Raw genomic sequence first — 25,569 nt, forward strand, 5'->3', positions numbered from 1 at the left:
TGATATTACCTGATGCGGGGACTGAACCAGTGTCCCAGCATATCATCGACTTTAGTGACATGATCGAGGATCTCTTGGCGCGTGGCGGTGGGGTGAGTTCTGTAGAACTCGTTCCAAGAGACACGTATCTCACTGAGATGGATTCTACTGTTGATATCTCCCTTGGGGATGCCGCGCAGGTTTTCGAGGGAGTGCATTTCGTCCGCCTTGAACACGCCCGGATAGCGTTTGAGGACTTGCTGTTCGATGGCGTGATGGACGACGACTTTGCCTTTAAGTTCTGGGTGTGCGTTGAAGAATGTCTGTTTGTAGTTGTGGTTGGTGGTGCTGCCGACGGACGCTTCTTCTCGTTTGGGGATGTCCTTGCCGAGTGGGGTGGTGTTGTTGTCCTTGGCGTTTTGCGCTGCCGACTTGCAGGGGGTGAGGCCCAGGGGGTCGGCCCACAGGTGCGGGTTGGGGACGTAGGAGGCCGGGTTGGGGGCGGGCGCGAGGCCTAGGGGGTCGAGGGTGAGGTAGCGGGCGGTTTCGGGGTCGTAGTGCCGGAAGTGGTTGTAGTGGAGGCCGGTTTCCGGATCGAAGTACTGGCCTGGGAAGCGCAGGGGTGTGTAGGCCGTGCTGTCGACGGTCCATGCTGTTGCTCCCCACAGCGTGCGTCGCGTCTGCCAGGCGATGTCTCCGCGTTCGTCCACGAGGGCGCTGGGGGTGCCGACGAGGTCGGTGATGATGGCGAAGAAGCGGGCGTCGATTTGGTCCTGGGGAGCGTCGGCGCTGGTGATTCGTTCTGTTTGGGTGATCGGGTGTAGGCCGTGGTGGTCCCAGGTGAGGGTGACGGGGTTGGGGGCTTGTGCTGAGACGGTGGTCTGTTCGCACAGGGTGGTGCCGTCCCAGGTGAAATCGGTGCGTTCGATGACTGTTTCGCCGTCGGTGGCGAGACGGAGTTTGCTGGTGCGGCGGCCGAGGGGGTCGTAGGTGTAGTTCCAGCGGGTGCCGTCCGGGGTGATCACCGAGGTCAGGCGGTCTTCGGTGTCCCATTCGTAGCGCCAGGTGTCGGGCTTGCGGGAGAGCCGGGTCTTTTGCCGCAGGGTGACGCGGCCCAAGGTGTCGTGCTCGTAGCGGACCGTGCCGGCGGCGGTGAGGCGGGTGCCGGCGTAGGAACGGGCGCCGGTGGCTTCGTGTCCGGGGTGGCTGGACGGCCATGAGGCGAAGGTCTGGTTGCCTGCTTCGTCGTAGGCGTAGGTCTCGTTCCAGTTGGCGGCCTGGATGGCGGTGACGCGGCCGGCAGGGTCCAGGGCGATTCGGCGTGGGCCGGTAGAGGGGTCGTCGATGTGGGTGAGGTTGCCGTCGGCGCGGTAGGAATAGCCGCGCTGCTGGATCGGCTGGGGCCGGCTGTCTGCCGCGATGGTCTGGGCTGTGAGCCGTCCGGCGCGGTCCCACTGATTCGACCAGTGCAGATTGTTGCCGATGCGGCGGGAGACTTCCCGGCCCACGGCGTCGTAGGTGAATTCGACGGTGCGGCTTGCAGCGATCATCTGCGCTGGGCGCCCGGCTGCGTCGTAGCGCCAGGTGGTGACGGCGCCAGTCGGTGTGGTGCGCCTGCTCAGTCGCCCCCACTGGTCATAGCTGTAGGAGACGGTACGGCCGTTGACGGTTTCGGAGCGGAGGCGGCCGAATCGGTCGCGCAGCAGGGTCAGGGTGCAGTCGGGGCTGATTGCTTGGGCCAGTTGGTCGGTGAGGTCGTAGGCGTACTCGGTGATGTGGCCTTGGGCATCCTTGCGGGTGACCTGGCCCAGGAAGTTCCGTCGGTAACGGATGACCTGTCCCATTGCGTCGGTCCGCGATTGCAGGTTGCCCGCCGCGTCGTGGGTGTAGGCGAGGCGGCGACCGTCGAAGTCTGTCTCGGCTGCCAGATTGCCCGCGGCGTCGTACTCATATCTCCACGTCAGACCCGCCGGGTTGACGACGCCGGTCAGGCGGAGCTCCGTATCGTGGAGGAACTCGTAGCGGCTGCCGTCCGGTCCGGTGCGTGCCAGGAGCAGATCGAAGTGCGTGTACTCGTAGCGTGAGACGCCTCCCAAGGGGTCGGTGTGGCTGGTGCAGTTGCCTTCGCCGTCGTAGGTCCAGGACTCCACGGTGCCGTCGGGGGCGGTGTAGCGGGCGAGGTGGCCTTCGAGTGTCCATTGCATCGCTGCCACGGCTCCCACCGGGTCGGTGACAGCGGTGATGCGCCCGAATGCGTCGTGCTGGTAGCGGGTCACGGCGCCGAGCGGGTCTGTCACTGCGATGGGCAGGCCGGCGGGGTTGGTGTCGATGGTGGTGGTGTTGCCCATCGGGTCGGTGACCGCGGTGAGGCGTCCCGCCTCGTCATAGGCATAGCGGGTTCTCTGCCCTGCGGGGTTGGTGTCCGATATGCAGTTGCCGCGTTCGTCGTAGGTTCGCCGGATGATGGTGCCGTCCGGGTTGATCACCTTCACGGGCAGGCCGAGGTGGTTGTACTCGGCGCGTGCCGCATGTCCGTCGGGGCGGGTCACGGTGATGAGCCGGCCGGCCGCGTCGTACTCGAGGCGCATGGTGTGGCCGAGCGGGTCGGTGTGCTCCAGCAGCCGGTTGTGACGGTCGCGTACGAAGCGGGTGACGTTCCCCAGGGGGTCGATGCGGGCGATCACCTGGTCACGGTCGTTCATCACGAAGCGCGTGTCGTGGCCGAACGAGTCGGTGATCGTGGTGGTGTGCTGCCCTTCCTGCTCCTCGGTGTAGGTGAAGACCGAGCGTTCGTGTCCGGCTTCCCCGGACTGGTAGGTGCAGCGGTCTTGCTCGTCGTAGGCGTAGGTGAAGGCGCGGCCGTTGGTGTCGGTCCAGGACACGATCCGACCGCGTTCGTCGTATCCGAACCGTGTGGGGATGCCGCTGGATTTGACGACGTCGGTCAGATGCCCGTCGGCGGAGTAGCCGTAGCGCACAAGCTCCTGGTCGCCGCCGTCTGCTGCCGCGCCGGCAAGGGCGAGCGTGCGGATGCGTCCTGCCGAGCTGTGGAGCACAAGGCGGTAGCCGCCGCTGTGTGCCAGGGCACGGGGAGCACCGTGCTCGTCATACTCGAACTGGATCCAGCTGCCGTTGCGGTCGTCGATCTGGTCCAGCACCGCGAGGTCGTCGCCGGCGTCGGCGAAGTGCCATCGTCGTCCGCTCTCGGGGTCGATGAGCAGGTAGCCGTCGTCGGAGCGATCCAGTGACCAGCGGGCGCTGCCGTGCCGGGGCAGGGTCGGCACGCCTGGGGCGGGGTGGGGGTAGGTCAGCAGGAGGCCGTCTTCACCGATGAACACGACTCCTTCAGCGTCGATTTCCAGGCGCTGGTCGATGGTCGAGGACCAGGTGGGGCCGAACCAGCGGCCCGAGCGGTAAACCGAGGAGAACTCTCGCTTGAAGACGAGTGGGAGACCGGCTGCAAGCTCGATGTCTGTTTGGGAGAGCAGCACGCTGCCGGTGGCGACGTCTACGGGGTCTTCTTCGCACGTCAGCTCACCGGGTTGCCGTGAGGTGGCGTGCGGACGCTCTTCCGCTGCTTGGCGGGCTCCACGGCGCGCGGCGTTCTCGACGCCTTCCTCCAGCCCTTCCTTGGCGGCCGTCTTCAGGCCGAGTCGCAGTCCGCCGCGTGCCAGGCCTGCACCCTTGGTGCCGATGAGTTCGGGGATGAGACGGCCGATGAACTCGGAAGGGTCCTTCTTGAAGCCGTCCACGGCGGTTTGGACGACCCGCTCGGGATGCGAGGCCGTGGAGACCAGGCCGGACAGCGTCATGCTGACGTTCTGCAGGTAGGCGGCCGGATGGGTGAGGTTGTAGGGGTCGGTCGGGTTCAGGCCGCGGACGAAGTTGACCAGGCCCGCAGTGCCCTTCAGAGCGCCGCCGACGACGTGTGTGAGTTCCGTGTTGACCGCCTGGTAGCCGTCGGCAAGATCGTGGCTGATCCGGGACAGCGGCGGCGGCTCGGCGGGGGCGTGCGCGAGCGCGGCCCTGACCTTGGCTTCCGCCTGGGATGCGGCGGTGTTGCGCTGTTTGCGGGCCTCGGCGAGCTTGTGGACGGCGGCCTTGACGTCGGTCTTGCCCGCCTCCATGTCCTGTTTCGGTTTCGGTCCCGGGTCGTCGCCCGCGCGGGCCTTGGCGTTGTAGGCCTCGGCCTTGGTCTGGTAGTCGTCGGCTGCGGCCTTGGCCGCCTTCACGCCCTTCTTGTAGAGCTCCACGGCCTCCTTCGCCTGGGCTTGCGCCCATTTGACGGTGTCCGCGTACGACTCCAGGGCTCCCGCTGCTGCGGTGCACGCCTCAGCTGCCTGCGCCCACTTGGTCGGGTGCACGCCGAACTTCTCCCGGAAGGCGTCACCGCCCTCGCCCTGCCAGCCCGAGGAGTCGACCTTCCGCAGTCCCTGGCTGACCTTGTCGAAGGCGCCGTGGAAGTCCTTCAGGTGTTTCGCGCTCTCGCGGATCTTCTCCGGATTGCCGTGGACGAGCTCGTTCGGCTCCTCGGTCTGACCGAGCTGCTGCTCGCCGGGAGTGGCGCCCAGGTCGGAGGCGACCTCGTCGCCCCAGTCCTCCACGCTGTCGGCCCAGTCGTGCGCACCGACGTAGTCCAGGGCCCCGCCGAGCTTGTCCGTTCCGTAGTCGACGGCCTCGCCGAGCTTCTTCTTGCCCTCGTCGTAGAGGTGTTCGGCTCCGCCCAGGACGGAGTTGGTTATGTCTCCGAGGCCCATCAGCCTTCACCGCCCTGCTGCTGGGCCGCCTTGGCGCGGGCTTCCGGGGAGGGGCCGAAGGTGTCGTCGAGGAACTTGTTGTACTCCTTGTCGGAGACCCCGCCGGCACCGTGCAGGTCCTCGGGATCCATACCAGGCAACGGGCCGATGGTGTGGGAGGTCATGACGTCCCGGCCGGCGTCCTTCCAGCCCTGCTCGCTGTTGGCCAGCGCCTGGTCGAAGGACTTCTTGCTGTAGTCGACGCTCATGCCGGACTTGGCGATGTCGCCCCAGCCCATCTTCTCCACGTCCTCCTCGGAGGCGTACGGATTGCCGACGGCCGAGTTCGCGACGACCTTGAAACTTCCCTCGACGTACTTATCGGTCTCGTAGTACGTGCCCGCCGACAGGCCCGTCTTGACCGCGAAGCCATTGCCCTCGTTGATCAGCGAGCGCACTCCCCACTCCCATCGCTCGCAGAACGACTGGAACTCCCCCGTCAGGCCCTCGTGCCCCAACTCAAGTCCGGACAGAGCAATGTCGCCGAAACCGCGACCGGCCCCGGCTTCTCCGACCATGCCGAGTTCCTTCAGCTCGCCCAGCGCCTCGGTCAGCCCCTTGGCGATCAGGGCGAGCCCGTCCGCCTTCAGGTCCTTGCCGCCCTCGGTCATGCCGCGTCCCCCGTCCCACTGCCGAAGTCAACCGCCACCTCGTCCGGCACGATCCCGCGCACCGGTGGGAACACCATCCCTGCCTCCCCGTCCGCGCAGTCCAGCGCCACCCCACACGGCACCCCGGCCGCCGGCACCGCCACATCCAGCAGACGCGCCCCGAGAATCGTCTGGTACGACCACTCACGCGCCGCCTCACCCCGCGCGATCGCGTAACGGGCCAGCGCCTGCTCGTCGGAGAACGCCAGGATGAAACGGACGCCGCTCAGATCCTCGGTCAGCAGACCTCGTTCACCCTCCGGACCCGGCCCGTCCCCGAGCGGCACCAGAACCGGGGTACGGCGGAAATCACCGAGCAGAGCGGCGAACTCCCGTCTGCGCGTCTCAGCCCCTGCATCTTCGCGATCGGATTCCTGAATGTGTACCGGCGGCTGTTCGTCAGGTCTTCCATCTTCGACATCGTGTTCCCCTGAAGGCGCCTGCGCCTTCCGAGCGGTTGGCGACATCGTCATCTCCGCGTAGTCAGCGATGCGCGACCGTGGAATCCGCTGCGGCCCGTCGACCGCACCCCCGTGCTCAGACATGCAGCCATCATCACAACTCCGCACAGCACGCAGCAAACAAGCCGTGGACACGGGCGGCGGGCACGGCCGTCAGCTCCACCGCAGGATTGCGGTGTCGCAGGGTCAGGGCCACGCCCCGGGCAGCGAGCCGACAGCCGGGCCGACGCGGGACAAGAAACCGGGTCGCAGAGTGCAGGCCAGGTCAGGTCGGCTCGGGAGGGGAGCACCACGAGGGCGGGAAGCCGGCCACGCGTGCACCGACCGGCGAAGCCGGCCGTGCCGGAGTGGATCGTCGAACTCGGCATCGGGGTGGGTCGGCCGCCGGTGCAACTCCATCGCGACGACTGATACGTGGCCGGCAAGCGGCGCCAGACGGTCGACCGGGAGGAGGCACGGCGGCTGCTCGCCGACGGCTGCAGCGCCTGCATGCACTGCCGCCCCGGCACCGTCCTCGGCATCATCGGCTCCGCGACTTCTCCCTTGGTCCGGCCCGGTGGGTGATGGGTTCCGGGATGCCGCCGGGGCGGACTCAGGGTGGGGGCCGTGGGTGCTGGCACGCTCCCGGGCGCCTTCCTGGACCCTGGCGAGAACGGCCTCGGCGAGCGTCCGGCGGGTCGGCTTCACCGTGTCAGCCTCGGTCGTCCGCTCCGGTACGCGGCCGCCCTTCCGCTTCGAGCGAAACGGCCGCGGGCGCGACGTCGAGGCAGCGGACACGGCGGCGGTGCGCGGCTGAGTGCGGGAGCCCAGGCGGTTCGCGCGACGCACGGCCCGGACCCGTACCCTCAGCACGTCGGGCGGCGAGGCGGGCCCGCTCGTACGGAGCCTCGGACCGGTTTCGGGTCAGCGGGCGCAGCACGGCGTCCTCGGTGTCGCGTGGGTGCAGGGCGCGCGGGTCGGCGGTCATCATCCGGCCCCGGCCGATGGGGCGGGTGTAGTCGTCGACGACCGCCTGCACGATCTGTTCATCCAGGCCCGCGGTGGAGCCGGTTCAAGCGCCACCACCTGCTCGCCGAAGCCCGCCGCCACCCCTCCTACATCCTGCGCGGCCGTGGCGGCCGGGGCAGCGGGTGGGATCGAGGCCCCGGTCAGCGTCCTGCGCTCTCAGATGTGGGCGCGCGGGACATGAGTTCACGCACGGCCTCATGGGGCGCCCGGGCGCCGTGGATCATGTCGACCACGGTGCGAGTGATCGGCATTTCCACGTCGTGATGCTCGGCCAGACCCTGGACGGCCTGGCAGGAGGCGACGCCTTCCGCCGTCTGCGTGGTGGCGGCCCTGGCCTCCTCTACGGTCAGCCCGCGGCCGAGGTGGTGGCCGAACGTGTGGTTCCTGGAGAGCGTGGAGGAGCACGTGGCGACGAGGTCGCCCATGCCCGCCAGTCCGGCCAGGGTGAGCGGACTCGCGCCCATGGCGACGCCGAGCCGGGTGGCCTCCGCCAGGCCTCGTGTGATGAGCGACGCTTTCGCGTTGTCGCCCAGCCGCATTCCGTCGGTGACGCCGACGGCCAGCGCGATGACATTCTTGATCGCTCCGCCCAGCTCACAACCGATTACGTCGTGGTTCGTGTACGGCCGGAAGTACGGCGTGTGACATGCAGCCTGGATGCGCGCGGCGGTCTCCTCCGCGGAGGAGGCCACGACACTGGCCGCCGGCATCCGGGCGACGATCTCCCCGGCCAGGTTGGGCCCCGACAGGACGGCGATCCGGTCCGGTCCGGCCCCCGTCGTCTCCGCCAGGACCTCACTCATCAGCCGGCCGGTGCCCAGCTCGATCCCCTTCATGAGCGACACGAACACCGTGCCCGGCTCCCACAACTTCAGCTCCCGCCACTCCTCAAGCAGCGGGCGGACCTTCTGCGCGGACACGGCGAGGACCGCGATGTCCGCTCCGCCGGCGGCCTCCCCGGGGTCGGTCGTCGCCCGCACGGTGCCCGGCAGCTTCACCTGGGGCAGGTAGTCCGGGTTGCTGTGCGTGGCATTGATGGCGTCCACCAGCTTCGCCCGCCGCCCCCACAGGGTGACTTCACAACCGGCGTCGGCCAGGACCATGGAGAACGCGGTCCCCCAGGACCCGGCTCCGTAGACGGCAACGCGACGAGACATACGGTTGACTCCTTCAGTCCTCGGGGCGCCTCAATGTAACGGTGACCGCCAGCCGCTCCGCGAGCGCCGGCCCGCGCGTCCTCGCCTCCGTCAGCATGCTGTCGACCTGTACGTTCCCGAGCTGCTCGCGCACCATCGCCTCGTGCTCGATCCACAGGCGGTAGACGCGCTGCCACATCGCGGGCTCGTGCGGCCTCTCCTCCTCCGCGTCGAGGATCAGGCCGGTCTCGGCCGCCTGCTCCTTCCAGAGCGGCAGCGTCGGGGTCACGCGGGACCGGCCGGAGGTGACGATCGCGCGGGCGCCCGGCTTGAGGACGCGCCGGATCTCCTGAAGCGCCCTTCTGCGGTCCGACTCGAAACCGAGCGCGTCCACACAGATCAGCCCGTCCGCATACCGCGCGGGCAGGCCAGTCGTCGCGATCGAGCCGACATGGAACTGCGCCCGCTCCGGCGGCAGCCAGAACTCCGGCACCCGGCCGTACGCCAGCGTGACCGCCGTGGTGGAAACGTCGACGCCGGTCACGTAGACCGCCAGCGCCCGGGCCAGCCACAGGCCGACACCGCCCGTCCCGCACCCGAGGTCGACCAGCCGTTGCCCCGGCTGCAACCGCAGATGCGCCACCGTGCCGAGCAGCGGCCAGTCACAGGAACTGGACGCGTCCACGTCCTCCGGGTAGACGTCGCCCATCGCCGCGGCGTACAGGTCGCTCACGATCGTGCTGCCGGCGCGGGCCGTGTACATCGCGTCGTACACCAGGCCCAACTGCCTTTCTGCGGCGGTCAGCAGCGGCTCAGCCAGCCGCTCCCTCGTCCGCGGGATCGAGCGGGTGATGCGCATCTCCATGCCGGGGCTGATGACCTTCACCGCTGCGTACGCCTCCGCCTCCCGCAGGGTCACGGCGATCGGCTCGTGCCCGGTGATCCCGGTAACCCGCGTCACCGTCTGGTGGAGGAGGCGGGTCACGTCGGGTTCGAGGTCGAGGGCCGGGCCGGTGCAGTCCGCCCAGGTGCCGGCGGGCAGGTCGGCCAGCTCCGGCCGTCCGGGCTGCGCGGCGAAGGCGGCTTCGTGGGAGTCGAGGTCGTCACGGGTGCCCGCGATGCAGGTGAGGCGGGACTGCGCGGCCTCCGTCAGCGCACGGGACAGGGCGATCTCCGGCAGGCCGTGGCAGCCGGACCCGGCGAACACGATGGGGTAGTCCTCCGACCAGATGTAGGCCGCGAACACCGGGATGCCGTACGGGTTGCCGACGTGGACGATCTCCAGCCACATGCCGGCGTCGAGGAACCTCCGGATCAGGTCGGCACAGTACGGGTCGGTGACGGAGGCCGGGTCGACCAGCGTGCGCCGCCGCCCGCCGGACACCCAGTCACGGTGCAGGACATCCCGCTCCACGACCTCCAGGAGCGCGTGCAGCGTCGCCTCGTCCCGACTGTTGCCGCATGCAAGGCCGTTGCTCGTGACCGTGAACACCTCCGGCCGCACCGGGCCGTGGTGCATCTCGCGGCGAAGGAGGTCCGCCGGCACCAGGACCTCCGCCATGGTGTGGAGGCCGCGGCCGGCCACCCAGTCCAGGGGGATGTCGGCCAGGGCCGGGTGCTCGACCTTCACCGGCAGCGCGGCCATCGGATACGGCAGGCGCAGCTCCCGGTGCGTGGCCCGCGCCGCCACCGTGACCGGCCGCTCCGCGTGCCACAGCTCTGCGGCCTCCAGCACCGCCGAGATCTTCGCGAGGAGGTCGTCGGCGCCCTTGCCCTGGGAGGTGACCAGCGTGTGCGCGGCCGGCCGGACGGCCGTCCAGACGGGGATACCGAGGTGATCGAGGCCGGTGAGCCGGGCGACCCGGCTGATACCTAGGTGCCGGATCGCCGGCGCCAGCGCTTCCCAGGTGTCCTCCGACGTGCGGGTGCGCAGAGTGCCGGGCGTACTCGCGTTCATCGGGCCGCCTCCTGGTCCTTGAGGAAGCCGAGCAGGAACGGGCGCGCCGCGTCGACGGCCTCCCCGACGCCCTGCAACCCGCGCAGCCACGCCTCCTCCTCCAGCCCGTCCGCGCCAGTCCCCCACACCGCGGCCAGCATGTCCCGCACCACCTGCTCCTTGATCGCTTCCGGGAAGAAACCGTGATGCGTCCGGCCGGCCTGCGCGGTGACGGCCGCGTACCGGGCGACGTCGGCCCGGTCCTCCTCCGTCTCGTGCACGAGCAGGCGCGCCGTCACGGTCGGGTCCGTGAGGTCCGTACGCGGCTGGGTGACCGCGCAGGCGAGTGCCGGCGGTAGCTCCGGCACGCCGTAGCTGCTCAGGTGCTCCCACCACACCTGCGGGAACTGCGAGTCGAAGATCTGCTGAAAGTGGACGCGCAGCAGGGTCGGCAGCCGCCCGTGGTCCGTGTCCTGGGCGGCGGCCCGGTTGGCCCACTGCCGGAAGCACCGCGTCTGCCAGATAAGGCCGTCCACAGGCTCCACCGGCGTCGACACCAGGTCGCGCGCCAGGGCGACGGCAGACAGGGCGTCCGTCCGCTTCACGTCCCCGAAGTGCCGGTCTGCGGCCAGTGCCTCCCTCAGCCACCGGGCGAACTCCGGGGCCTCTCGGCGGCTCACCAGCCGCACGGCGTCCCAGGACCGGTGCGCGTAGTAGACGCCGGCCAGGACATGGATCAGCCGTTCGGCCTGGTTCTTGTCCAGGACGCGCTGAGACAGGCCCATGGCGACGACCTGCCGCACGCGCACCAGCGGCCAGGTGCAGGCGCTCCGGTCGGCGTCGGTGGACTGCGCCACGGCCACCTCGTCGTCGCCGCTCAGCAGGCCGGTCGCGTAGGCGTGCCAGACGGAGCCGACGCCGATCATGCCGCAGTCACCCAGCTCTGCGGCCCGCAGGGCGCCGATGCTCGCCGCGCCGATGACACGGACGCCCCGGCTCAACGTCCAGATGATCTCCTTGTGCCGCACGGCCGGCGAGTGGTGGTAGACGCCGTCGATGATCACGACGGTGTCACCGGTCTTGATCTCGAACAGGTCACCGTGTGCGATGGGTGGCCGGACCCGCAGGGCCCGGTCCTGTAGGGCGGGGTCGTCCGGGCTCAGCGTGGGCCCGGTGAAGACGTGAATCACGATGGTCTCCAGGGGTGCGCATGGGACGGGCGCCCGGCCACCAGGTGACCGGGCGGCCGCTGAGCCGGTCAGAAGGTAAAGCACTCCTGCTGCTCCACGTCCTCACTGCGGACGACGGCGGCGGTGTCGACGAGGTCCTCTACAGAGGTCGCCTCGGCGACCTGCTCCGTGGTCTCCGCGGCTTCCTTGGCCTTCGACATGACTCGATCCCTTCACTCGGTGATGACCCGTGAGGCGGGGTGCCTCCCGGGGGCCTGAGGGGCCCCAGCCGTACGGGCGGCCGGGGCCCTGGTCCCGGCGACGGTCACCCCCAGAAGACGCCGGGAAGATGGCCCGCCCCGGGCCGGGACCTTCCGCGGGGAGGAGGCGGGAGGCCGGGCGCCGGACTTTCCCTCGCGCCATGCCGGCGGGGGCGGGGGTTCAGAGGCGGGTCACAGCAGGCGCACCACGGCCGCCGCAGCCAGGCCGCCCAGCATGAGGGCGTAGGCGCCGGCGGCCAGCGCCAGGCGCGGGTGCCGTTCGCGGATGAGCCGCCACGCCTCGCGGCCGGTCCGGCCGTCGGCGTGGGCCCGGATACCCAAGCCGGTGAACGACAGGGACACGACCTGTGCGGGGGTGGCGGTCCTACCGTGCTGGGGGTGCATGGTGCTCCTCGGTACGTGGGGGCGGCCGGCGTTGTCCTCGCAGCCGGAGGCTGAGGTGGGGCAGGGGCGGCGGCCCATCACGTGCTGCCAGAACCTGCGCCCCACGGCGTCCAGGCAGGGGGCGCACAGGTTGAGGGGGCGTGCTGGCCCTCCGCCTGAATCGGGCCGACCCACACAACGGGCACGTCGGCGGCCTCGCAGCGCCAGCAGTCGCCGGTGAACCACGCTGTCACGGCGTGTCGGAGACGACGGCCAGGGCGAGCAGCACGCCGAGCGCGATCACTAAGAACGCGTACAGCGCTTGGGCCTGAGGGGTGGCGTATATCGGGACGGTGGGGGTCGGCTGTCCGGCTGGCGGTTGCTCGGGGTCTAGGTCGGCCCAGACGCGTTTGCCCCACGGCAGCAGGTCAGTGCCCCACTTGGTCGAGACGGCGTCGATGATGGCCAGTCCCCGGCCGTCCACGGCATCCTCCGTGGACGGCAGCAGCGCCGGCAGGGCACGGCTCATGTCAACGACGGCCACCTGCACCATTCCGGCGGCCAGGCGACGGACCGTCACCCGGATCGTCGTGGATGGGGCGTGCCGCACGGAGTTGGTCACCAGCTCCGTGACCACCAGCTCGGCCACGTCGATCAGGCCGGTCAGCTGCCAGTCGGCCAGGGCCTGCCGCACGAGGCGACGGGCGACGGGTACGGACTCCGGCAGGCGTGGCAGGCTACGGGTCGCGGTAGGCACCTCGGCCAGGGGCGCAATGTCGCGAAGCACCAGATCACCCATAACGCGGTGTCTCACCGGCGAGCCGGTAGCGGCCCGTGTGGACGAGCTGTGAAACGGCGTCCGAAGCGGCCAGGTCTGCGGCGCTGTCCATCTCCACGCACCAGTAATGGCCGTGGTCCGGGCTGGTAGCGTCCAACGCCGGCACGCCCAGAAAGTGGCCGCGCCCCATGAACTCCGTGTCGTCCCGGGCCTGCTCCCACTCCTCGCGCAGGCCGGTGGTGTTACCCACCAGCACGTAGTAGCGCAGGGTCGTCAGATCCGCGAAGACGAGGCCGCCGAGCAGGGCCCGGTACGGGTACGCGTCCACGTCCCGGGAGACGTCCGTACCGGCCACCACGTGCACCAGGGCGGCCCTGATACGGACAGCGCCGAAAATGCCCCCGCAGCGCAGGAGCGCCACCCCGTCCGTCTTCCACTCCCACCGGGCCCGGTCCCGGTCCTCGGTCGCCGTGAGGAGCCAGTGCTCGACGGCCAGGCGACGCTCGGCGCCACTCACAACGTCGCTTCTGCCATCTGGTGGTGACACCGACTGGTGGTGAACCTGCTGAACGAAACCCATGTCTCGCGGCCTCCCAAGTAGCCTGATTCAGGGACAGCCACGACCGTACGTAGTCCCGCGCTACCCCTGAACTGACCACGAGTACAGGTGGTTACGGGCAAACCACCAGGATTGGACTGCTCATGCAGCCAAGTTCTCGGCAAACCCTGACCAGGGGTACGGGCCAGGCTGCGCGGCCTCGGACGGGCCTGCTCAGCGGGTACGTCCTGCGGGTGATCCGCGAGCAGCAGGGTTACACCCAGGACGAGACGGCCGAGCGGCTCAGGGTGTCCACGGACACGATCGCCGGGTGGGAGACCGGTCGCCGTCCCCTCACGGCTGTGCCTATCGGCCAGATGCTCGGCTTACGCCACCAGCTCATGCAGATGGACACCTCCCCCGTCCTGCTCCAGGCTCTGGAGCGGGCCCTGGAGGCGGACGTGCTGCTGGCCAGCGTCCTGGACGAGGACACCCCCGTCGAGGAGAGCCCGCTGGGCGCCATGGTCATGCAGCGGGAGCTCGCGGAAGTCCTGGTGTGGCCGCTCAACGGCATTGCCCCCGGCTCCGTCCGCGCCCTACCCCGGCCGGCCCGCGCCCGCCGAGGCCCCGCCCCGACCGGGCCCCAGCTCACCGCGACCGAACGGCAAGCCTTCTTCAAGACCATGCGGGCTACGGCAGAACAGGCGCGCGGGCCCGGGCAGTTCCTGCTGCGCCGCCAGGCCCTCTACCTGTCCGGGTACGACCGGGAGGCGGACACAGCCGACTGGCTGGCCCACCAGCAGCGCACTGAACGCCCCGACGACTGGCTGACGGCCTGGCTCAACAACCGCTCCGTGGCCGCGGTCGCCGCTCGCCACGGCGACCGTGACCGCATGGCCCACTTCATCGACACCGCCCTGCAGGACGATGACCCCGGCGAGGCCGCCAACCTGGCGTACTGGGCGTACTGGGTGGGAGAGGCACCCGTGCCCCAGCTTTCGGACGACTTCATCGCGGACGGAACCCTGGGCCACTGGCACGGTGACAGGCTCCTCGCCCACCTCGTGGCAGGCATCGCCCCTCAGCACGGTTACGTGGACCTCAACATCCACAGCGTGTGGGCCCTGCTCCAGGTCCGCCCCAACCTGCTCCGGTCCGGCCAGGCCGCCCGCACCCTACGCGAGAGGCTTCCGATCATGTTGGATAACGGGGACCTCTCGTCGCGCGCGCGGCGGGAGCTGGAGAGCATCCAGTACGCGATCCGCCTCGCCGAGGCGTGAGAGGAGCCCGACCGTGTCCAACGACCAGGACCTGACGGCGGTAGCGCGCTTCCTGTACGAGGCGGGGACGCTCAAGAACACCAAGCGCTCCGGGTGGTGGATGGCCGGCGTCAAGGACCCGGAGACAGTAGCGGATCACTCCTGGCGCACCGCCCTCATCGCAACGATCATCGCCCAACTGGAGGGCGCCGACCCAGCCCGGGCCGCGTTCCTCTCCGTGTGGCACGACTCCCAGGAGACCCGCACCGGCGATGTCAACCACCTGGGCAAGAAGTACACGCAGGGCGAGGTGGACCCGCGCGCCATCACCGCCGACCAGGTCGCCGGCATGCCCGAGGGCCTGGCCGACGCCATCCGCGCCCTCGTCGGCGAGTACGAAGCCAAGGAGAGCCCCGAGGCCACCTGCGCCAGGGACGCGGACAAGCTGGAGTGCATGATCCAGGGCATCGAGTACCGCGATCAGGGATACGTCAACGCGCAACGGTGGATCGACAACAGCCGCGGCCGGATCACCACCAAGAGCGGCCAGGCCCTGGCGGACGCCGTACTCGAAACCGGCTCCCTTGACTGGCTGCGGACCGCGCTCGGCGAGACACCGCGCTGAACCACCAGGCCCGGGCGAGTGCCAGACCTGGCCCATAACCTGGTGGTATGCCCACCCGTCCCCCACACTGCGGGCTCGCCTGCACATCCGCAGACGACATCAACAAGGCGATCCGGAACCTTATGAGCCAGCCAGCCAACCCCGAGCGCAGCGAGCAGTGGGCGCGGCTGCTGGAGCGGTGGGCGGACGCAAGGCCAACGGGCGGCAGCTCCTAGAGCGTGTCTATTTGATGGGTTGGTCAGTTGATCGGATGTGTCCGTCCGATTAGTGATCACTGATGCGGTGTGGGACCGGATCGAGCCGCTGATGCCGACCGATCCGGTCCGCGGCCGGCGATGGGCCGACCACCGCCGCACCGTTGTTCCGGCCATCGCCGTCGCTCTCACCGGTGTTCTGTGCAGCGCACCGACCGCGTCCGCGGGCCACGCTGCCGTCCACGAACACCGCTCACCACTGCGTCCACCACAGCACCAGGATGTGAGGCTGGACGCACCACCAGAACCCCTAGAGGTTGTCCCGTAACCAGTAGGTGGTTGGTGCGTTGGTTGGGTATGGGTGGGGTGATCTCTGCGGATGATCCGAAGTGGATCGAGCCGTTCTCCGGGCTGACCGAGGTGCAGTTCGCCAGGCTGGTGGCGCTGGTGCGGCGCCGTGGCGGCGATGTCCAACGCGGTCGTCCCTGGCGACTGCCGCTGGAAGACCGGGTACTACTGGTGGCGACGTACTGGCGCACGAACCTCACATTGCGGCAGGTGGCGCCACTGTTCGGCATCTCGAAGTCTGCGGCCGACCGCATTCTCGATCACCTGTCGCCCTTGCTGGCCATCTCGCCGGCCCGACGGCCGCGCAAGGACACCGTCTACATCGTCGACGGCACCTTGGTGCCCACCCGCGACCGCGGCATCGCCGCCTCGAGCAAGAACTACCGGTACTCGACCAACCTCCAGGTCGTCATCGACGCCAACAGCCGCCTGGTCGTCGCGATCGACCTCCCGCTGCCCGGCAGCCGCAACGACTGCCGGGCCTTCACCGAGTCCGGCGTGGACCAGACCTGCCGCGGAGCCCCGACCATCGCCGACGGCGGATACCAGGGCACCGGCCTTCTCATCCCACACCGCAAGCGACGACGTCAGACCCGCCTCAGCCCGCAGCAGGAAGCGGAGAACGCCGTCCACCGCCCGGCGCGAGCCCGGGTCGAACGCGCTCCGTCACGGTTGAAGAACTGGAAGATCCTGCGGGACTGCCGCCTCAAAGGCAACGGCGTTCATCAGGCGATGCTCGGCATCGCCCGGCTCCACAACCTGGCCCTCACTGGATAACTCACACCCCTTACGGGACAACCTCTAGCGCACCGAACAGGCCCGCGCCCACGCCGGCCTCCCTGAGCCCGACCCGAAGACCACGCTCGTCGTCGAACATTGGGACTACCTCGGCTCGGGCTACAGCCCCGGCGCGAGCCTCCTCGCCGCCTCCGTCTGGCACCGCAAGGAACTGGAACGGCAGTTCGCGGCCGAAGGGGGCTGTTGATGGCCTCGCCCCCGCCCACCGTCCTCCGCACCGAAGCGGTCCCGGCCCTGGCTCTCCTCACAGTGCCCCAGGTGATGGTCCGCCTCCAGATCGGCCGCTCCGCCGTCTACGACCTGCTCCGCACCGGCCAGCTCGCCTCGATCACCCTCGGCCGCGCCCGCCGCATCCCCACCCACGCCCTCACCGACTTCATCCGCACCCGCCTCAAACAGGACGCCGCCTGATAACCACACCACGCCCTACTCCGCCTCGCCGCTCCCGTACCCGTGCGAACGGCGACGGGACCGTCTACCAGCGCAAGGACGGACGCTGGGAAGCCGCCGGATACGTGCTGGCCCCCGGCAATACCCGAAAGCGCGTCCGCGTCTACGGCGCTACCCGTAAAGACGCGATGACCAAGCTCACCGAGAAGATCGCCGCCAGCAACCGCGGCCTCCCCGTCGCGGCGGCCGACAGTACCGTGAGCGCCTACCTCGCGTACTGGCTGGACGGCGTCGCCGTGCACCGTCTGCGGGAGAACACCCACACCCGCTACGCCGCCTCCATCCGCCTCCACCTCAACCCCCGCCTCAGCGCAAAGAAGCTCGCCCGACTCACGACCCGCGACGTCCGCATCTTCCTCGACGGACTCCGCACCACCTGCCAGTGCTGCGCCCAGGGACGCGACACCCACCGGCGGTCCTGCTGCGCCATCGGGCAGTGCTGCGAGAAGCGGCTGTCACCGCTGACCGTGACGTACGTCCACGCGGTCCTCAAATCCGCCCTGGAACACGCCGTCCCGAAGACGAACTGCCACGCAACGTCGCCCGCAACGTCAAGACCACCACGCCCCGCCCCCGGCGCTTCCAGCCCCTCACCGCCGCCGAAGCCCGGCAGTTCCTCCAGTCGGCCGGCGACGATCGGCTTCATGCTCTGTACGAACTCGCCCTCCGCACCGGACTCCGCAAGGGCGAACTCCTCGGCCTCCACTGGGAAGACCTCGACCTCGATGGCGGCACCGCAACCATCCACCGCTCCCTCCAGCGCACCCGCAGCCAGGGCCTGACCGTCCTGCACACCAAGACCCTCGCCTCCGAACGCCGCATCGCGCTCCCCACCGAGTGCATCACCTCCCTGAAGATCCACCAGGATCGGCGGCAGGAAGAGCGTCAGGCGGCCAGAGCGGGCTGGACGGACAACGGGCTCGTCTTCACGACCGTGAAGGGCGGCCCCCTCGACCCCGGCAACCTCACCCGCCGCTTCCGTCGCGTCCTCCACAGCGCTGGCCTTCGGACGATCCGCTTCCACGACCTCCGGCACTCGACCGCCACCCTGCTCCTGGAACAAGGCGTCGATCTCGTCGTCATCAAGGAACTCCTCGGCCGCGCCCACATCGGCGTCTACGCCCACGTCCGACTCCGCCTCCAACGCCAGGCCATCGACGCTCTGGGCCACGTACTCGGCCTTACCGACGACCCCAATGACCCACCCGCCGCAGCCGTCGTCCGCTGACGTTGCCGTCACCGTTGCCGTCAAACACACCTGAAGCCCCACCGGAAATTAATCCGGTGGGGCTTCAGATTTACTGATGAAACCCTAGGACCACCATCGAGTCCTCTTCATTTCAACAGTTCGAAATTGGGTCACGATGACGATTTGAATCGCTCTACATCTCGACGGATCGGGCCAACCCGGGGAACTCGATCCCACCACCATTCGCCATTCGATCGCTCACCACCATCGAGGCGACGAACAATTCCAGATTCATCAATTTCAGTGAGCTGCGTAAATCTGGAGTCGACATCATCGAGTGCCAATCTGAATCCCTCAAGGAAATTCGAGTCGATGTTTTTCATGCCACGAAATACGAAGCTTCTGAGCGCGAGGGCGGCAATCAAATCATAGACGCCCCACACCGTCCTGTCAGAATCTGGTAGCCCAACCTCTGCCTCGATCCTGAGAACGTGATTGCGCCAGCTCTCCAGCAGCTCAACTAGCCCTAGAGCCCGCTCCGGGGCGACTGGAACTGAGACGCCTTCCAGTCGACGAATATCCATATCCGTCAGGAAGCATCCGAGCCATTCGCCTCGCTCGCTAGTATTCATTCATTCACCTGCCAGGGTAATACGACGTGGACTTCCACGGCATATCCCAGTTGATAATTACGCGGACGCCATTGTGGTCAAACCTTGACGAGTTCTGCCCGTCCAACTGGCGCGGGCCGGCCTGTCGAAGCGTCGTCTCAACTTCCGTGGCAGACGGACGCCCCATTGCCGGATTCCCCCCACCCGTGTGCCCGTTCACGAACTCAACCATCTCGTCGAGACTGTAGTCACTTCCGTGGAAATCCTCGCCGCCGAGACGGTCTCCATTTTTGCCGCCAGCTGGCACTCCACAATTCGGACCGGAATTGTGAACCAGGACCGGAGTGGCCCCCGCCAGCACATAGTACGTGTGGAGGTCGCTGACAGTGAGGTTGTACATGTCCGCGGCGCCGGTGCGAACTGTGACGGCGATGATCCGGACGTGCTCGTCAGCAGCGGTGTTGAGGAGGTGGCCCGGCTTGAGCTTGCTGGCCTGTACCCAGGTGTGGGTTGTGTCGTCCCAGAAGGGGTGAAGGGAGGTGGTGCGGAACGTCAGGTTCTTTCCGTCGGAACCCCGTACGTGCACATTGACCAGGTCGTCGTCATGGTTGACGAAAGCAGCGGTGACCTTACGAAGCCCTTTATGCTTTCCGTCCCTAGGGTCTGCGCTTTCGACGCGGTCGCCAGGTTTCACCTTGCCGATCCGCTTGGACTTGCCGTCCGCCATGAGGACCGGGGTGTCAGGGTCGAAACTGCACGGGCCGCCGGTCGACGCGCCTCTGCGGGCCCCGCGGCCGGCCACCCGGCTGGCTTGTCCGTTGCCGCCGATGAGGCCGCTGTTCACGCCGGCAGTGACCAGGTCGACGGGGTTGAACCAGTTATCTCCGCAATCCCATCCGGAATCGCAGGAGAACATCTTGCCCTTGACCCGCTGGTAGGCGTTCGGATCGGATTCGCCGTCGCCGGGGGCCATACAGTTGTAGTCGCCGGGGCCCGCGTTGCAGACGTAGTTGACCCACTTGTTGAATCGTGCGGCGACCTCGTTGACATGGGGGTTGTCGGCCGGCATGTAGACGCCGGGGTAGATTTTGACGTTCCACTCGTCGTGGATCTTGACCATGTTGTTCGAGTCGCCGTTGGCGGCAGCCGGCAGGGGGGCCGTGTACCCGGCTCCGCTGTATCCGGGAGCTCCTACTCCACCGGCGCCGCGTGGCGCCTTCTTGACATATTCCTTCTTTCGGCCGCCCGAGCCGGTACCGCCGATGGGGTAGCCGATGCCGCACAGGTCGGCCATGCAGAGACCGGATGGGTCGCTGCTTGTGACGGGGCTGTTGTTGGCGTAGGCGTAGGCGTTCAGGCTTTGTGGGTCGGTCGCGGTCATGACCGGGTCGACGCTGATGAACCGGCCGGTCGTCGGGTCGTATTCGCGGGCGCCGAGGTGGGTGAGGCCGGTGTCCTTGGTGTCGTCGGTGCCGCCGACGAAGCCTTTGGTGCCCGGCCAGGTGGTCGGCTTGTTTCCTCGGGTGCCGCCGAAGGGCAGGGTGCGGCGCTGGGTGAGCTTCTGCGTGCTTGCATCGACAGCGAGTTGGGCGGTGCCGTGATGGTCGGCGAGGGTGAACGAGACGGTGCCGTCGTCCTGTTGGACGGCTTGGTTTCCACCGCCGAGGTCGAAGTAGCGAGTGGCTCTGGGGGTGCTGCTGCCCTTGGGGAGGGTGATCTCGGTGGCGCCGAGGTAGAGGGTGGTTGCGGTGGGCGTGCGGGCGATGAGCCGGTTGCCTGCAGTGTCGTAGACGTAGTCGGTGGTCTTGCCGCCCGCCGTCACCTTGGCGAGGTGACCTTCCGGGTCCCAGGTGAGGTTCTGGGCGTCCCCGTTCAGGGTGCGGGTCGTGGTGTTACCGGTCTCGTCGTACTCGAAACTGTCCTGGATGGTGCTGGTGGGCCCGGTGGTCGTCACCGAGGTCAGGGCGTGCGGCAGGGTCTTGCCCGGGTCGGGGTAGGTGTAGGTCTGCTTGGTGTTCTTGGTGGCGTCGCCCGTGAGGTCGTGGACCGTCTGGGTGCGGCGATTGCCGACCAGGTCGTAGGTGTAGGAGTGCCAGTAGGGGGCCGGTCCGCCCAGGCTGCTGCCGGCTGCGGCGCAGGCGGTGGTGTTCTGCGTCCATGCTTCGGTCAGGCGACGCAAATAGTCATAGGTGAAGCACTGGGTGTCGGTGCCGTCGCGGGAAACATCCGACACGGATGAGATGTTGCCGGTTTCGTCGTAGTGGTACGTGCTGTTCTGGTCGACACCTGTGATGTCCTGGCGGTCGACGCGAGACGTGGCGAGGCGTTGGGTGCCCCATTCATAGGCGTTGGTGGCCCAGACGTGTTTACCAGCGTTGTTGGACAGTTCGAACTGCAGGGGTTTGCCGGTGAGGCTGTAGCTCGTGGTTGCCTTGATGCCCTGGCTTCCATCAAGGGCGGTCGGGCGCAGGGTGGCGTCGTCGTAGGTGTAGGCGACGGTTGCTGCGGTCAGGGCGCCCGCCTTCGGATAGCCGATGCCGGCTGTGAGCCCCGAGACCTTGTAGGAGGTGGTTGAGATGTACGTGCCGGCCAGTTCCTTTTCTGCGGCCGGGATGGTGACCGAGGTGCGCAGCGGCCGGTAGAGGCGGTCGAAGGCGACGACCTTATTGGTATAGGCGTTGCTGCCGTCGTAGCGGGTGGATTCGGCGAGCTGGCCCTTGGCGCCGCTGACGGTGTCGTAGACCCATTGGGCGTGCAGGGTGCCGGTGGGGGACTTCTCCCTCACCTCGGTCTTGCGGCCGAGGTTGTCGTAGCCGTACCACAGCTTCGGTGTGTCCGGGCGGTCGTCGGTGGTGGTGTCGGGGCGGGCGTCGTCGCTGGTCGTCAGCTGGCCGCGGTCGTCATAGGTACTGAGCGTGGTGCCCTTGTCGGGGTCGGTTGCCTTGATCTGCTGGCCGAGCAGGTCGTAGGCGTACGACCAGGTGTTGCCCGCAGGGTCGGTGACCTTCTTCAGTTCGCCGCGTGGTGTGTATTCGTAGTTGGTGGTGTCGTAGGCGGCGTCGGCGTTTCTTGCGTGGAGTTGGCGCAGTGCCGTGGTGCGGCCCCGTGCGTCGACAAGGGTGGTGGTGGCGGTGCCGCCCTCGGGCGGGATCACGGTGGTGCGATCTCCGCGGTAGATGGCGCTGCTGGTGGACAGCACCGGTCCGCCGTCGCCGTTGCCCGCGATCTGTCTGGCCTCGGTCTGCCGTCCCAGGCCGTCGTAGGTGTAGCGGTTCTGGGTTTCGACGTCGAGGGCGTCCTTCGGTTCGGTCAGAACGGTCGTCGGCAGCTTCTGAGAGAAGTACGTCTGGAATTCCTTGGCCACCAGGCCGCGTTCGTCGTAGAAGGTGTCGGCCAGCAGGCTGCCGCCGTTCGGGCCGGGGTCCTGGGTCTGGCACGGTCGTAGGAGGCCGTCGTAGAGAGTGTAGGAAGTTCGCTGCTCCCCGTTGTTGCCGAGGGTCTTGGTGCCGACGGCCACTGGGCCCTTGTCGCTGTTGGTGTAGGTGAACTCGTAGGACGGTGTCTGGCCGGTGAGGCGATCGGCGAGCCACACCTTGGTGGAGCGGCCCAGCGCGTCGTAGGCGAAGCTCGTCACCTTGCCGTTGGTGTCGGTCTGGGCCTGCGGCAGGTTGCGCAGGACGTCATAGGTGACGCTGGTGGTCTGTGCGGTGGTCGAGTCACCCGTCTTGGCCGGCGGTGTGGTGACGGTAATCTTGGTTGCGAAGCCGGTGGTGGGCTCCGGTGCGGTGGTGGTGGTCAGGCCGTCGGGGCGCGCGGTGCGCGTGAGGGCTCCGGCAGCGGTCACCTTGACGTCCGCGGTCAGGTCGGTAGTGGCGCGCTGGCGTCCGTAATCGTCGTAGGTGGTGCCGGACTCCAGGTAGACGGCGGTGGCGCCGTCGTACTGCTTGAGGACCGCGGTGTTGGTCGGGTCTCCCCTGGTAGGAGCTGCGTCGTAGGCGCCGCCGTCGTAGGCCGTGCGCACGTCTGAGATCACGTCGTCCGGCCGGACAGCCGTGTCGGAGCAGGACGTCGCCACCGTCTCGACCCGGGAGGGCAGGGTGAGGATGTTGGCGGTGGAGTTCGTGGCGTAGGTCGTGCGAGTGCAGGTGTTGTCGATCTTGGTGCTGCTGTCACCGGCGTCGTCGATCTGTGTGGCGCGTCCGGCGACGGTGTCGTAGGTCGTGGCCGTGGACGTGGTGCGCCAGGAGGTGCCGGCACCGTCGTCCAGGGAGGTCCAGGTTTTAGAGCTGGCGGTGCGGGTGAAGTTGGCGGTAACGGTGCCCCAGTCCCTTTCCTTCTTCGCTGTCTCGTGATGCCAGGGCCTGTTGACGGTCTTGGCCAGGATCGTGCCGTCGGGGCCGGAGTAGGTGACCGTCTTGTAGTTGAAGCCGGTGGCCTGTGCCTCATCGGTGATCGGGTCGCCTTCGCCGTCGCCGAGGGTGAGGGCGACGGTCTTGGTACCGCCACTGGTGTTCTTACGGTCCCCGTCCATGCCGCGCAGGAAGTAGCTGTCCTGCTGGCTCTTCATGGCGGAGGCGCCGCCCTGGCCGCCGGTGCGGACACGGACGTGCCCGTACCCACGCCACTGGGACCAGGTCTTGGACTTCTCCTTGGTCAGACCGTCGTCATCGTCGTAGTGCCAGGCCGCGCCGTCGAGATATTCGTAGCGAGTGACCTGGTCAGGCGAGCCGCCGGTGCGGTCGGTGGCAGTGACGGAGGTGACGACGTACTTGTTGAACCATTTCCGTTCGGGGTCGTCTGTCGAGCCGCCGCCGATGTATTGCGGGTAGCAGCGGGTGGTGTTGGTCTCGGGCGTGGGCAGAGTGTCCCAGTCGCAGGCCGCAGCGGAGTAGTTGACGTCGATCTGGCCGCCGAATTCGTCAGCGACCGTGGAGAGGCGGTCCTTGATGAAGGGCGGGTAGCCGTCGCCGGTCTTGTCCAGCCGGTTGGCGAGCTGGGTGTAGGCGAAGGTGGTCTTGGGCAGGGCGATCGCCGGGTCAGTGGCGCGTCCAGTGTGCTGGACGGAGTCGAGCAGCAACTGGTAGTCGGTGTCGGACATTCCCCAGCGGTGGGCCAGTTTCCACGAATCGACGTCGTGGTAGGTGGTGCCGTTGTAGACCTGGGTGGTGACTTCGGTGAGCCGCTTGCGGGTGAAGAACACTGGTGCGAAGCGGCCCTTGTCGCAGTCCTTGCCGGTGTCGCAGTTCAGGTCCCAGGGTGTGTCGTACCAGTAGAAGGCGTCGGCGGAGATGTCCGAGCAGGTCGTGTGGGGGTCCGGCAGGCAGCGCTCACTGCTGGTGAAGTTGACCTTGGCGAGGGACTTGGTGCTGTATACGGACGAGGATTTCAGTCCGTATTCGATGCGGTCGAGGGTGCCGCCACGTACGTAACGGGTGTTGTCCTTGGCCTCGAGGTTGCGGCCGTAGGAGTTGGTTTCCTTGTCGTAGTAGTAGGCGATGGCGTTGCCGTGGACGTCGACCGCGTAGTCGAGGTTCCAGCGCCAGGCCTGCTGGCAGTAGGAGTCGGCGAAGGTGGCGGCGTGGCAGGGTTCGTCGGAGTCGTCGCCGAAGACGGGTGCGGTCCAGGTGGAGTCGGTGGTTTCCTTCCCGTCGGTCCAACCGGGTAGGCGGTTGTAGCCGAAGTAGTACTTGGTGCCGTCCGGTGTGGTGAGCCGCCAGTACTCGTTGTTGTCGTCACCGTTGCCACGGTCGCTGGACGTCAGGTGGTCGATCTTCGTGCCGTCGTCCTCCTTGAGCTTCCAGGAGTCCTTGCCATTGGGGACGAGTTCGCCGCCCTTGCCGTTGAAGGTGATGAAGGCGTTGTCATAACCCCAGCACAGGTCGCCCGGCTTACTGCCGTCCGCGTGCTTGACGCCGTCGTCGGAGCATGGTTTGTAGCGGCGCTCGATGTAGCCGGACCACAGGTCGAAGCCGTCTCCCACCCAGGACGCCTGGTTGTTGGTGTTGCTCGTACGACCGTCGACTGATCCGGAGGAGTAGGACAGGCCTACTTTGGGGGCGAGTCCACCGGGGACGGCGGGGGCCGGCATGTCGTAGGACCAGGTGAAGTCGCCGGTGTTGAGGCTCGTGTTCCAGGTCGCCGAGGGGGAGAGCGATGTCGCCTTGTAGTCGCTCTGCGCGCTTCCCGTGCCGGAAACAGCCGCGAGCACTGTGGTCGTTCCGGCAGTCAGGCTCACGTTCCGCGCGGTCAGGGTCTGCTTCTCCGCGTCATTGACTGTGGTGAGCGGTTTCGTGGAGTGGCAGGCAGCCTTGTCCGGTGTGGTGAGTGCGCAAGCGGGGAGCTCGACGATGGTGAGACGGGAGGCGTAACCGCCGCCGTAGGCGTCGGCGAAGCCGGAGTAGTCGAGTTGGGCCTGGACGCGGCCCGCCTGCCCGGCCTTCGTCTCGGTCTTGGAAGGATTCAGGGTGAACAACAGGCCGTCGACGCCGGCTTTCTGTGCCGCCTTGTGGCTGAGCAGGCGTGCCTCGACATTCCCGCGGAAGGGTTTTTTCCGGGCCGTGCCCTGGGTGTCGAGTGTCAGCGGCAGACCGTGGGCACGAACGGAGGCCGTGGGGATTCCCGTACTGGCGTCGGGGAGGCGCAGTACCGTCGACGCCGCCTTGGGCCAGGTGGCATCGGGAACTGTCTGCGGCGTCCGCGGCCCCTTCATCACGGGGCGCGGCTTGACCTTGCCCGTCGTGGTGGCGACCGGGCGCTCGGAGGTGGGCAGGGCGGGTCGCCCCTTGCCGTTGTCGGCGGCGAGAGCCGGCTGCGTCACTCCCTGCAGGAGCGTGCCCACCATGACCGTGGCCGAGGCCAGTGCGAGGCATCGCCGCATTCTTGCGAACTGCCTGCTCGATCTGCCGTTCATCGTGTCCTTCGTCCTTCGCTGCGGTGCTCCGCGTGGGTGCCAAGCGCACGGTGGCGGAAGTGAAGTTGGATGCCATGCCGGGAAAGGGAG

Annotated in this window: 17 protein-coding genes and 2 pseudogenes; 7 read left to right on the forward strand and 12 right to left on the reverse strand. The window is 68.0% G+C overall.

The genetic code is table 11. The features are described 5' to 3' along the window. Nucleotides 1-5 precede the first annotated feature (5 nt). Genes ACIQVT_RS00165 through ACIQVT_RS00175 form a run of 3 tightly spaced genes read right to left on the reverse strand, consistent with a single transcriptional unit; the run spans nucleotide 6 to nucleotide 5,970 of the window. Nucleotides 6-4,736, reverse strand: coding sequence for a putative T7SS-secreted protein (locus ACIQVT_RS00165; RefSeq protein ID WP_403745462.1), 4,731 nt, complete (start codon nucleotides 4,734-4,736; stop codon nucleotides 6-8). Next, nucleotides 4,736-5,386 carry a hypothetical protein gene (locus ACIQVT_RS00170; RefSeq protein ID WP_403745464.1) on the reverse strand — a complete coding sequence of 217 codons (651 nt, stop codon included), beginning with the start codon at nucleotides 5,384-5,386 and terminating at the stop codon, nucleotides 4,736-4,738. The genes ACIQVT_RS00165 and ACIQVT_RS00170 overlap by 1 nt, the downstream gene beginning before the upstream one ends. Continuing rightward, a complete protein-coding gene (locus tag ACIQVT_RS00175) occupies nucleotides 5,383-5,970 on the reverse strand; it encodes a hypothetical protein (protein WP_403745466.1) in 588 nt (195 codons plus the stop codon). Before ACIQVT_RS00175 ends, ACIQVT_RS00170 begins: the two co-directional genes overlap by 4 nt. Before the next feature lie 330 nt (nucleotides 5,971-6,300). On the opposite strand from ACIQVT_RS00175, the gene ACIQVT_RS00180 reads away from it, so the two are divergent. Beyond that, on the forward strand, nucleotides 6,301-6,450 hold the full coding sequence (locus ACIQVT_RS00180) for a DUF6233 domain-containing protein (RefSeq protein WP_403745468.1): 150 nt from the start codon (nucleotides 6,301-6,303) through the stop codon (nucleotides 6,448-6,450). 584 nt (nucleotides 6,451-7,034) lie between these two features. Here the strand turns inward: ACIQVT_RS00180 and ACIQVT_RS00185 are convergent. The 7 genes from ACIQVT_RS00185 to ACIQVT_RS00215 all read right to left on the reverse strand — a co-directional run bounded on the left by ACIQVT_RS00185 (nucleotide 7,035) and on the right by ACIQVT_RS00215 (nucleotide 13,074). Then, the gene (locus tag ACIQVT_RS00185) at nucleotides 7,035-8,051 is read right to left on the reverse strand and encodes an NAD(P)H-dependent glycerol-3-phosphate dehydrogenase (protein WP_403745470.1); all 1,017 of its coding nucleotides are present in this window, start codon (nucleotides 8,049-8,051) and stop codon (nucleotides 7,035-7,037) included. 13 nt (nucleotides 8,052-8,064) lie between these two features. Next, the gene (locus ACIQVT_RS00190) at nucleotides 8,065-9,987 is read right to left on the reverse strand and encodes a YcaO-like family protein (protein ID WP_403745472.1); all 1,923 of its coding nucleotides are present in this window, start codon (nucleotides 9,985-9,987) and stop codon (nucleotides 8,065-8,067) included. Then, on the reverse strand, nucleotides 9,984-11,156 hold the full coding sequence (locus ACIQVT_RS00195) for a TfuA-like protein (RefSeq protein ID WP_403745474.1): 1,173 nt from the start codon (nucleotides 11,154-11,156) through the stop codon (nucleotides 9,984-9,986). The genes ACIQVT_RS00190 and ACIQVT_RS00195 overlap by 4 nt, the downstream gene beginning before the upstream one ends. 68 nt (nucleotides 11,157-11,224) lie before the next feature. Further along, a complete protein-coding gene (locus tag ACIQVT_RS00200; protein WP_403745476.1) occupies nucleotides 11,225-11,356 on the reverse strand; it encodes a hypothetical protein in 132 nt (43 codons plus the stop codon). 231 nt (nucleotides 11,357-11,587) lie between these two features. Beyond that, nucleotides 11,588-11,800, reverse strand: coding sequence for a hypothetical protein (locus ACIQVT_RS00205; RefSeq protein ID WP_403745478.1), 213 nt, complete (start codon nucleotides 11,798-11,800; stop codon nucleotides 11,588-11,590). Between the two features lie 229 nt (nucleotides 11,801-12,029). Continuing rightward, nucleotides 12,030-12,566, reverse strand: coding sequence for an ATP-binding protein (locus ACIQVT_RS00210; RefSeq protein ID WP_403745480.1), 537 nt, complete (start codon nucleotides 12,564-12,566; stop codon nucleotides 12,030-12,032). A 4-nt stretch (nucleotides 12,567-12,570) separates the two neighbouring features. Further along, on the reverse strand, nucleotides 12,571-13,074 hold the full coding sequence (locus ACIQVT_RS00215) for a hypothetical protein (protein ID WP_403745482.1): 504 nt from the start codon (nucleotides 13,072-13,074) through the stop codon (nucleotides 12,571-12,573). Nucleotides 13,075-13,247: 173 nt separating this feature from the next. Here ACIQVT_RS00215 and ACIQVT_RS00220 point away from each other — a divergent pair, with 173 nt between their 5' ends. The 6 genes and pseudogenes from ACIQVT_RS00220 to ACIQVT_RS00245 all read left to right on the forward strand — a co-directional run bounded on the left by ACIQVT_RS00220 (nucleotide 13,248) and on the right by ACIQVT_RS00245 (nucleotide 17,997). Next, nucleotides 13,248-14,375 (forward strand): helix-turn-helix domain-containing protein, encoded by a 1,128-nt coding sequence (locus tag ACIQVT_RS00220; protein ID WP_403747810.1) that lies wholly within the window; start codon nucleotides 13,248-13,250, stop codon nucleotides 14,373-14,375. A 13-nt stretch (nucleotides 14,376-14,388) separates the two neighbouring features. Next, nucleotides 14,389-14,979 carry an HD family hydrolase gene (locus tag ACIQVT_RS00225; protein ID WP_403745483.1) on the forward strand — a complete coding sequence of 197 codons (591 nt, stop codon included), beginning with the start codon at nucleotides 14,389-14,391 and terminating at the stop codon, nucleotides 14,977-14,979. Between the two features lie 252 nt (nucleotides 14,980-15,231). Beyond that, nucleotides 15,232-15,339: pseudogene (locus ACIQVT_RS00230) on the forward strand (IS5/IS1182 family transposase); the annotation flags it as partial. Between the two features lie 191 nt (nucleotides 15,340-15,530). After that, entirely contained in the window at nucleotides 15,531-16,298 is a 768-nt protein-coding gene (locus tag ACIQVT_RS00235; RefSeq protein ID WP_403745486.1) for a transposase, read from the forward strand. A gap of 207 nt (nucleotides 16,299-16,505) precedes the next feature. Continuing rightward, a complete protein-coding gene (locus tag ACIQVT_RS00240) occupies nucleotides 16,506-16,730 on the forward strand; it encodes a helix-turn-helix domain-containing protein (RefSeq protein ID WP_403745488.1) in 225 nt (74 codons plus the stop codon). Then, nucleotides 16,730-17,997: pseudogene (locus ACIQVT_RS00245) on the forward strand (tyrosine-type recombinase/integrase). The gene ACIQVT_RS00240 and the pseudogene ACIQVT_RS00245 overlap by 1 nt, the downstream one beginning before the upstream one ends. 131 nt (nucleotides 17,998-18,128) lie before the next feature. On the opposite strand, the gene ACIQVT_RS00250 reads toward ACIQVT_RS00245, so the two are convergent. Continuing rightward, entirely contained in the window at nucleotides 18,129-18,590 is a 462-nt protein-coding gene (locus ACIQVT_RS00250; RefSeq protein WP_403745489.1) for a hypothetical protein, read from the reverse strand. Between the two features lie 4 nt (nucleotides 18,591-18,594). Further along, the gene (locus tag ACIQVT_RS00255) at nucleotides 18,595-25,479 is read right to left on the reverse strand and encodes a polymorphic toxin-type HINT domain-containing protein (protein WP_403745490.1); all 6,885 of its coding nucleotides are present in this window, start codon (nucleotides 25,477-25,479) and stop codon (nucleotides 18,595-18,597) included. Nucleotides 25,480-25,569: the final 90 nt, after the last annotated feature.

This window comes from Streptomyces sp. NPDC100445 (assembly GCF_044759735.1).
GTDB lineage: Bacteria > Actinomycetota > Actinomycetes > Streptomycetales > Streptomycetaceae > Streptomyces.

Excerpts from the sequence above, each read along its gene's own strand:
- ACIQVT_RS00240 (WP_403745488.1), top strand. The coding sequence starts at position 16,506 with ATGGCCTCGCCCCCGCCCACCGTCCTCCGCACCGAAGCGGTCCCGGCC.
- ACIQVT_RS00250 (WP_403745489.1), bottom strand. The coding sequence starts at position 18,590 with ATGAATACTAGCGAGCGAGGCGAATGGCTCGGATGCTTCCTGACGGAT.
- ACIQVT_RS00185 (WP_403745470.1), bottom strand. The coding sequence starts at position 8,051 with ATGTCTCGTCGCGTTGCCGTCTACGGAGCCGGGTCCTGGGGGACCGCG.
- ACIQVT_RS00190 (WP_403745472.1), bottom strand. The coding sequence starts at position 9,987 with ATGAACGCGAGTACGCCCGGCACTCTGCGCACCCGCACGTCGGAGGAC.
- ACIQVT_RS00175 (WP_403745466.1), bottom strand. The coding sequence starts at position 5,970 with ATGTCTGAGCACGGGGGTGCGGTCGACGGGCCGCAGCGGATTCCACGG.
- ACIQVT_RS00170 (WP_403745464.1), bottom strand. The coding sequence starts at position 5,386 with ATGACCGAGGGCGGCAAGGACCTGAAGGCGGACGGGCTCGCCCTGATC.
- ACIQVT_RS00200 (WP_403745476.1), bottom strand. The coding sequence starts at position 11,356 with ATGTCGAAGGCCAAGGAAGCCGCGGAGACCACGGAGCAGGTCGCCGAG.
- ACIQVT_RS00205 (WP_403745478.1), bottom strand. The coding sequence starts at position 11,800 with ATGCACCCCCAGCACGGTAGGACCGCCACCCCCGCACAGGTCGTGTCC.
- ACIQVT_RS00165 (WP_403745462.1), bottom strand. The coding sequence starts at position 4,736 with ATGGGCCTCGGAGACATAACCAACTCCGTCCTGGGCGGAGCCGAACAC.
- ACIQVT_RS00235 (WP_403745486.1), top strand. The coding sequence starts at position 15,531 with ATGGGTGGGGTGATCTCTGCGGATGATCCGAAGTGGATCGAGCCGTTC.
- ACIQVT_RS00255 (WP_403745490.1), bottom strand. The coding sequence starts at position 25,479 with ATGAACGGCAGATCGAGCAGGCAGTTCGCAAGAATGCGGCGATGCCTC.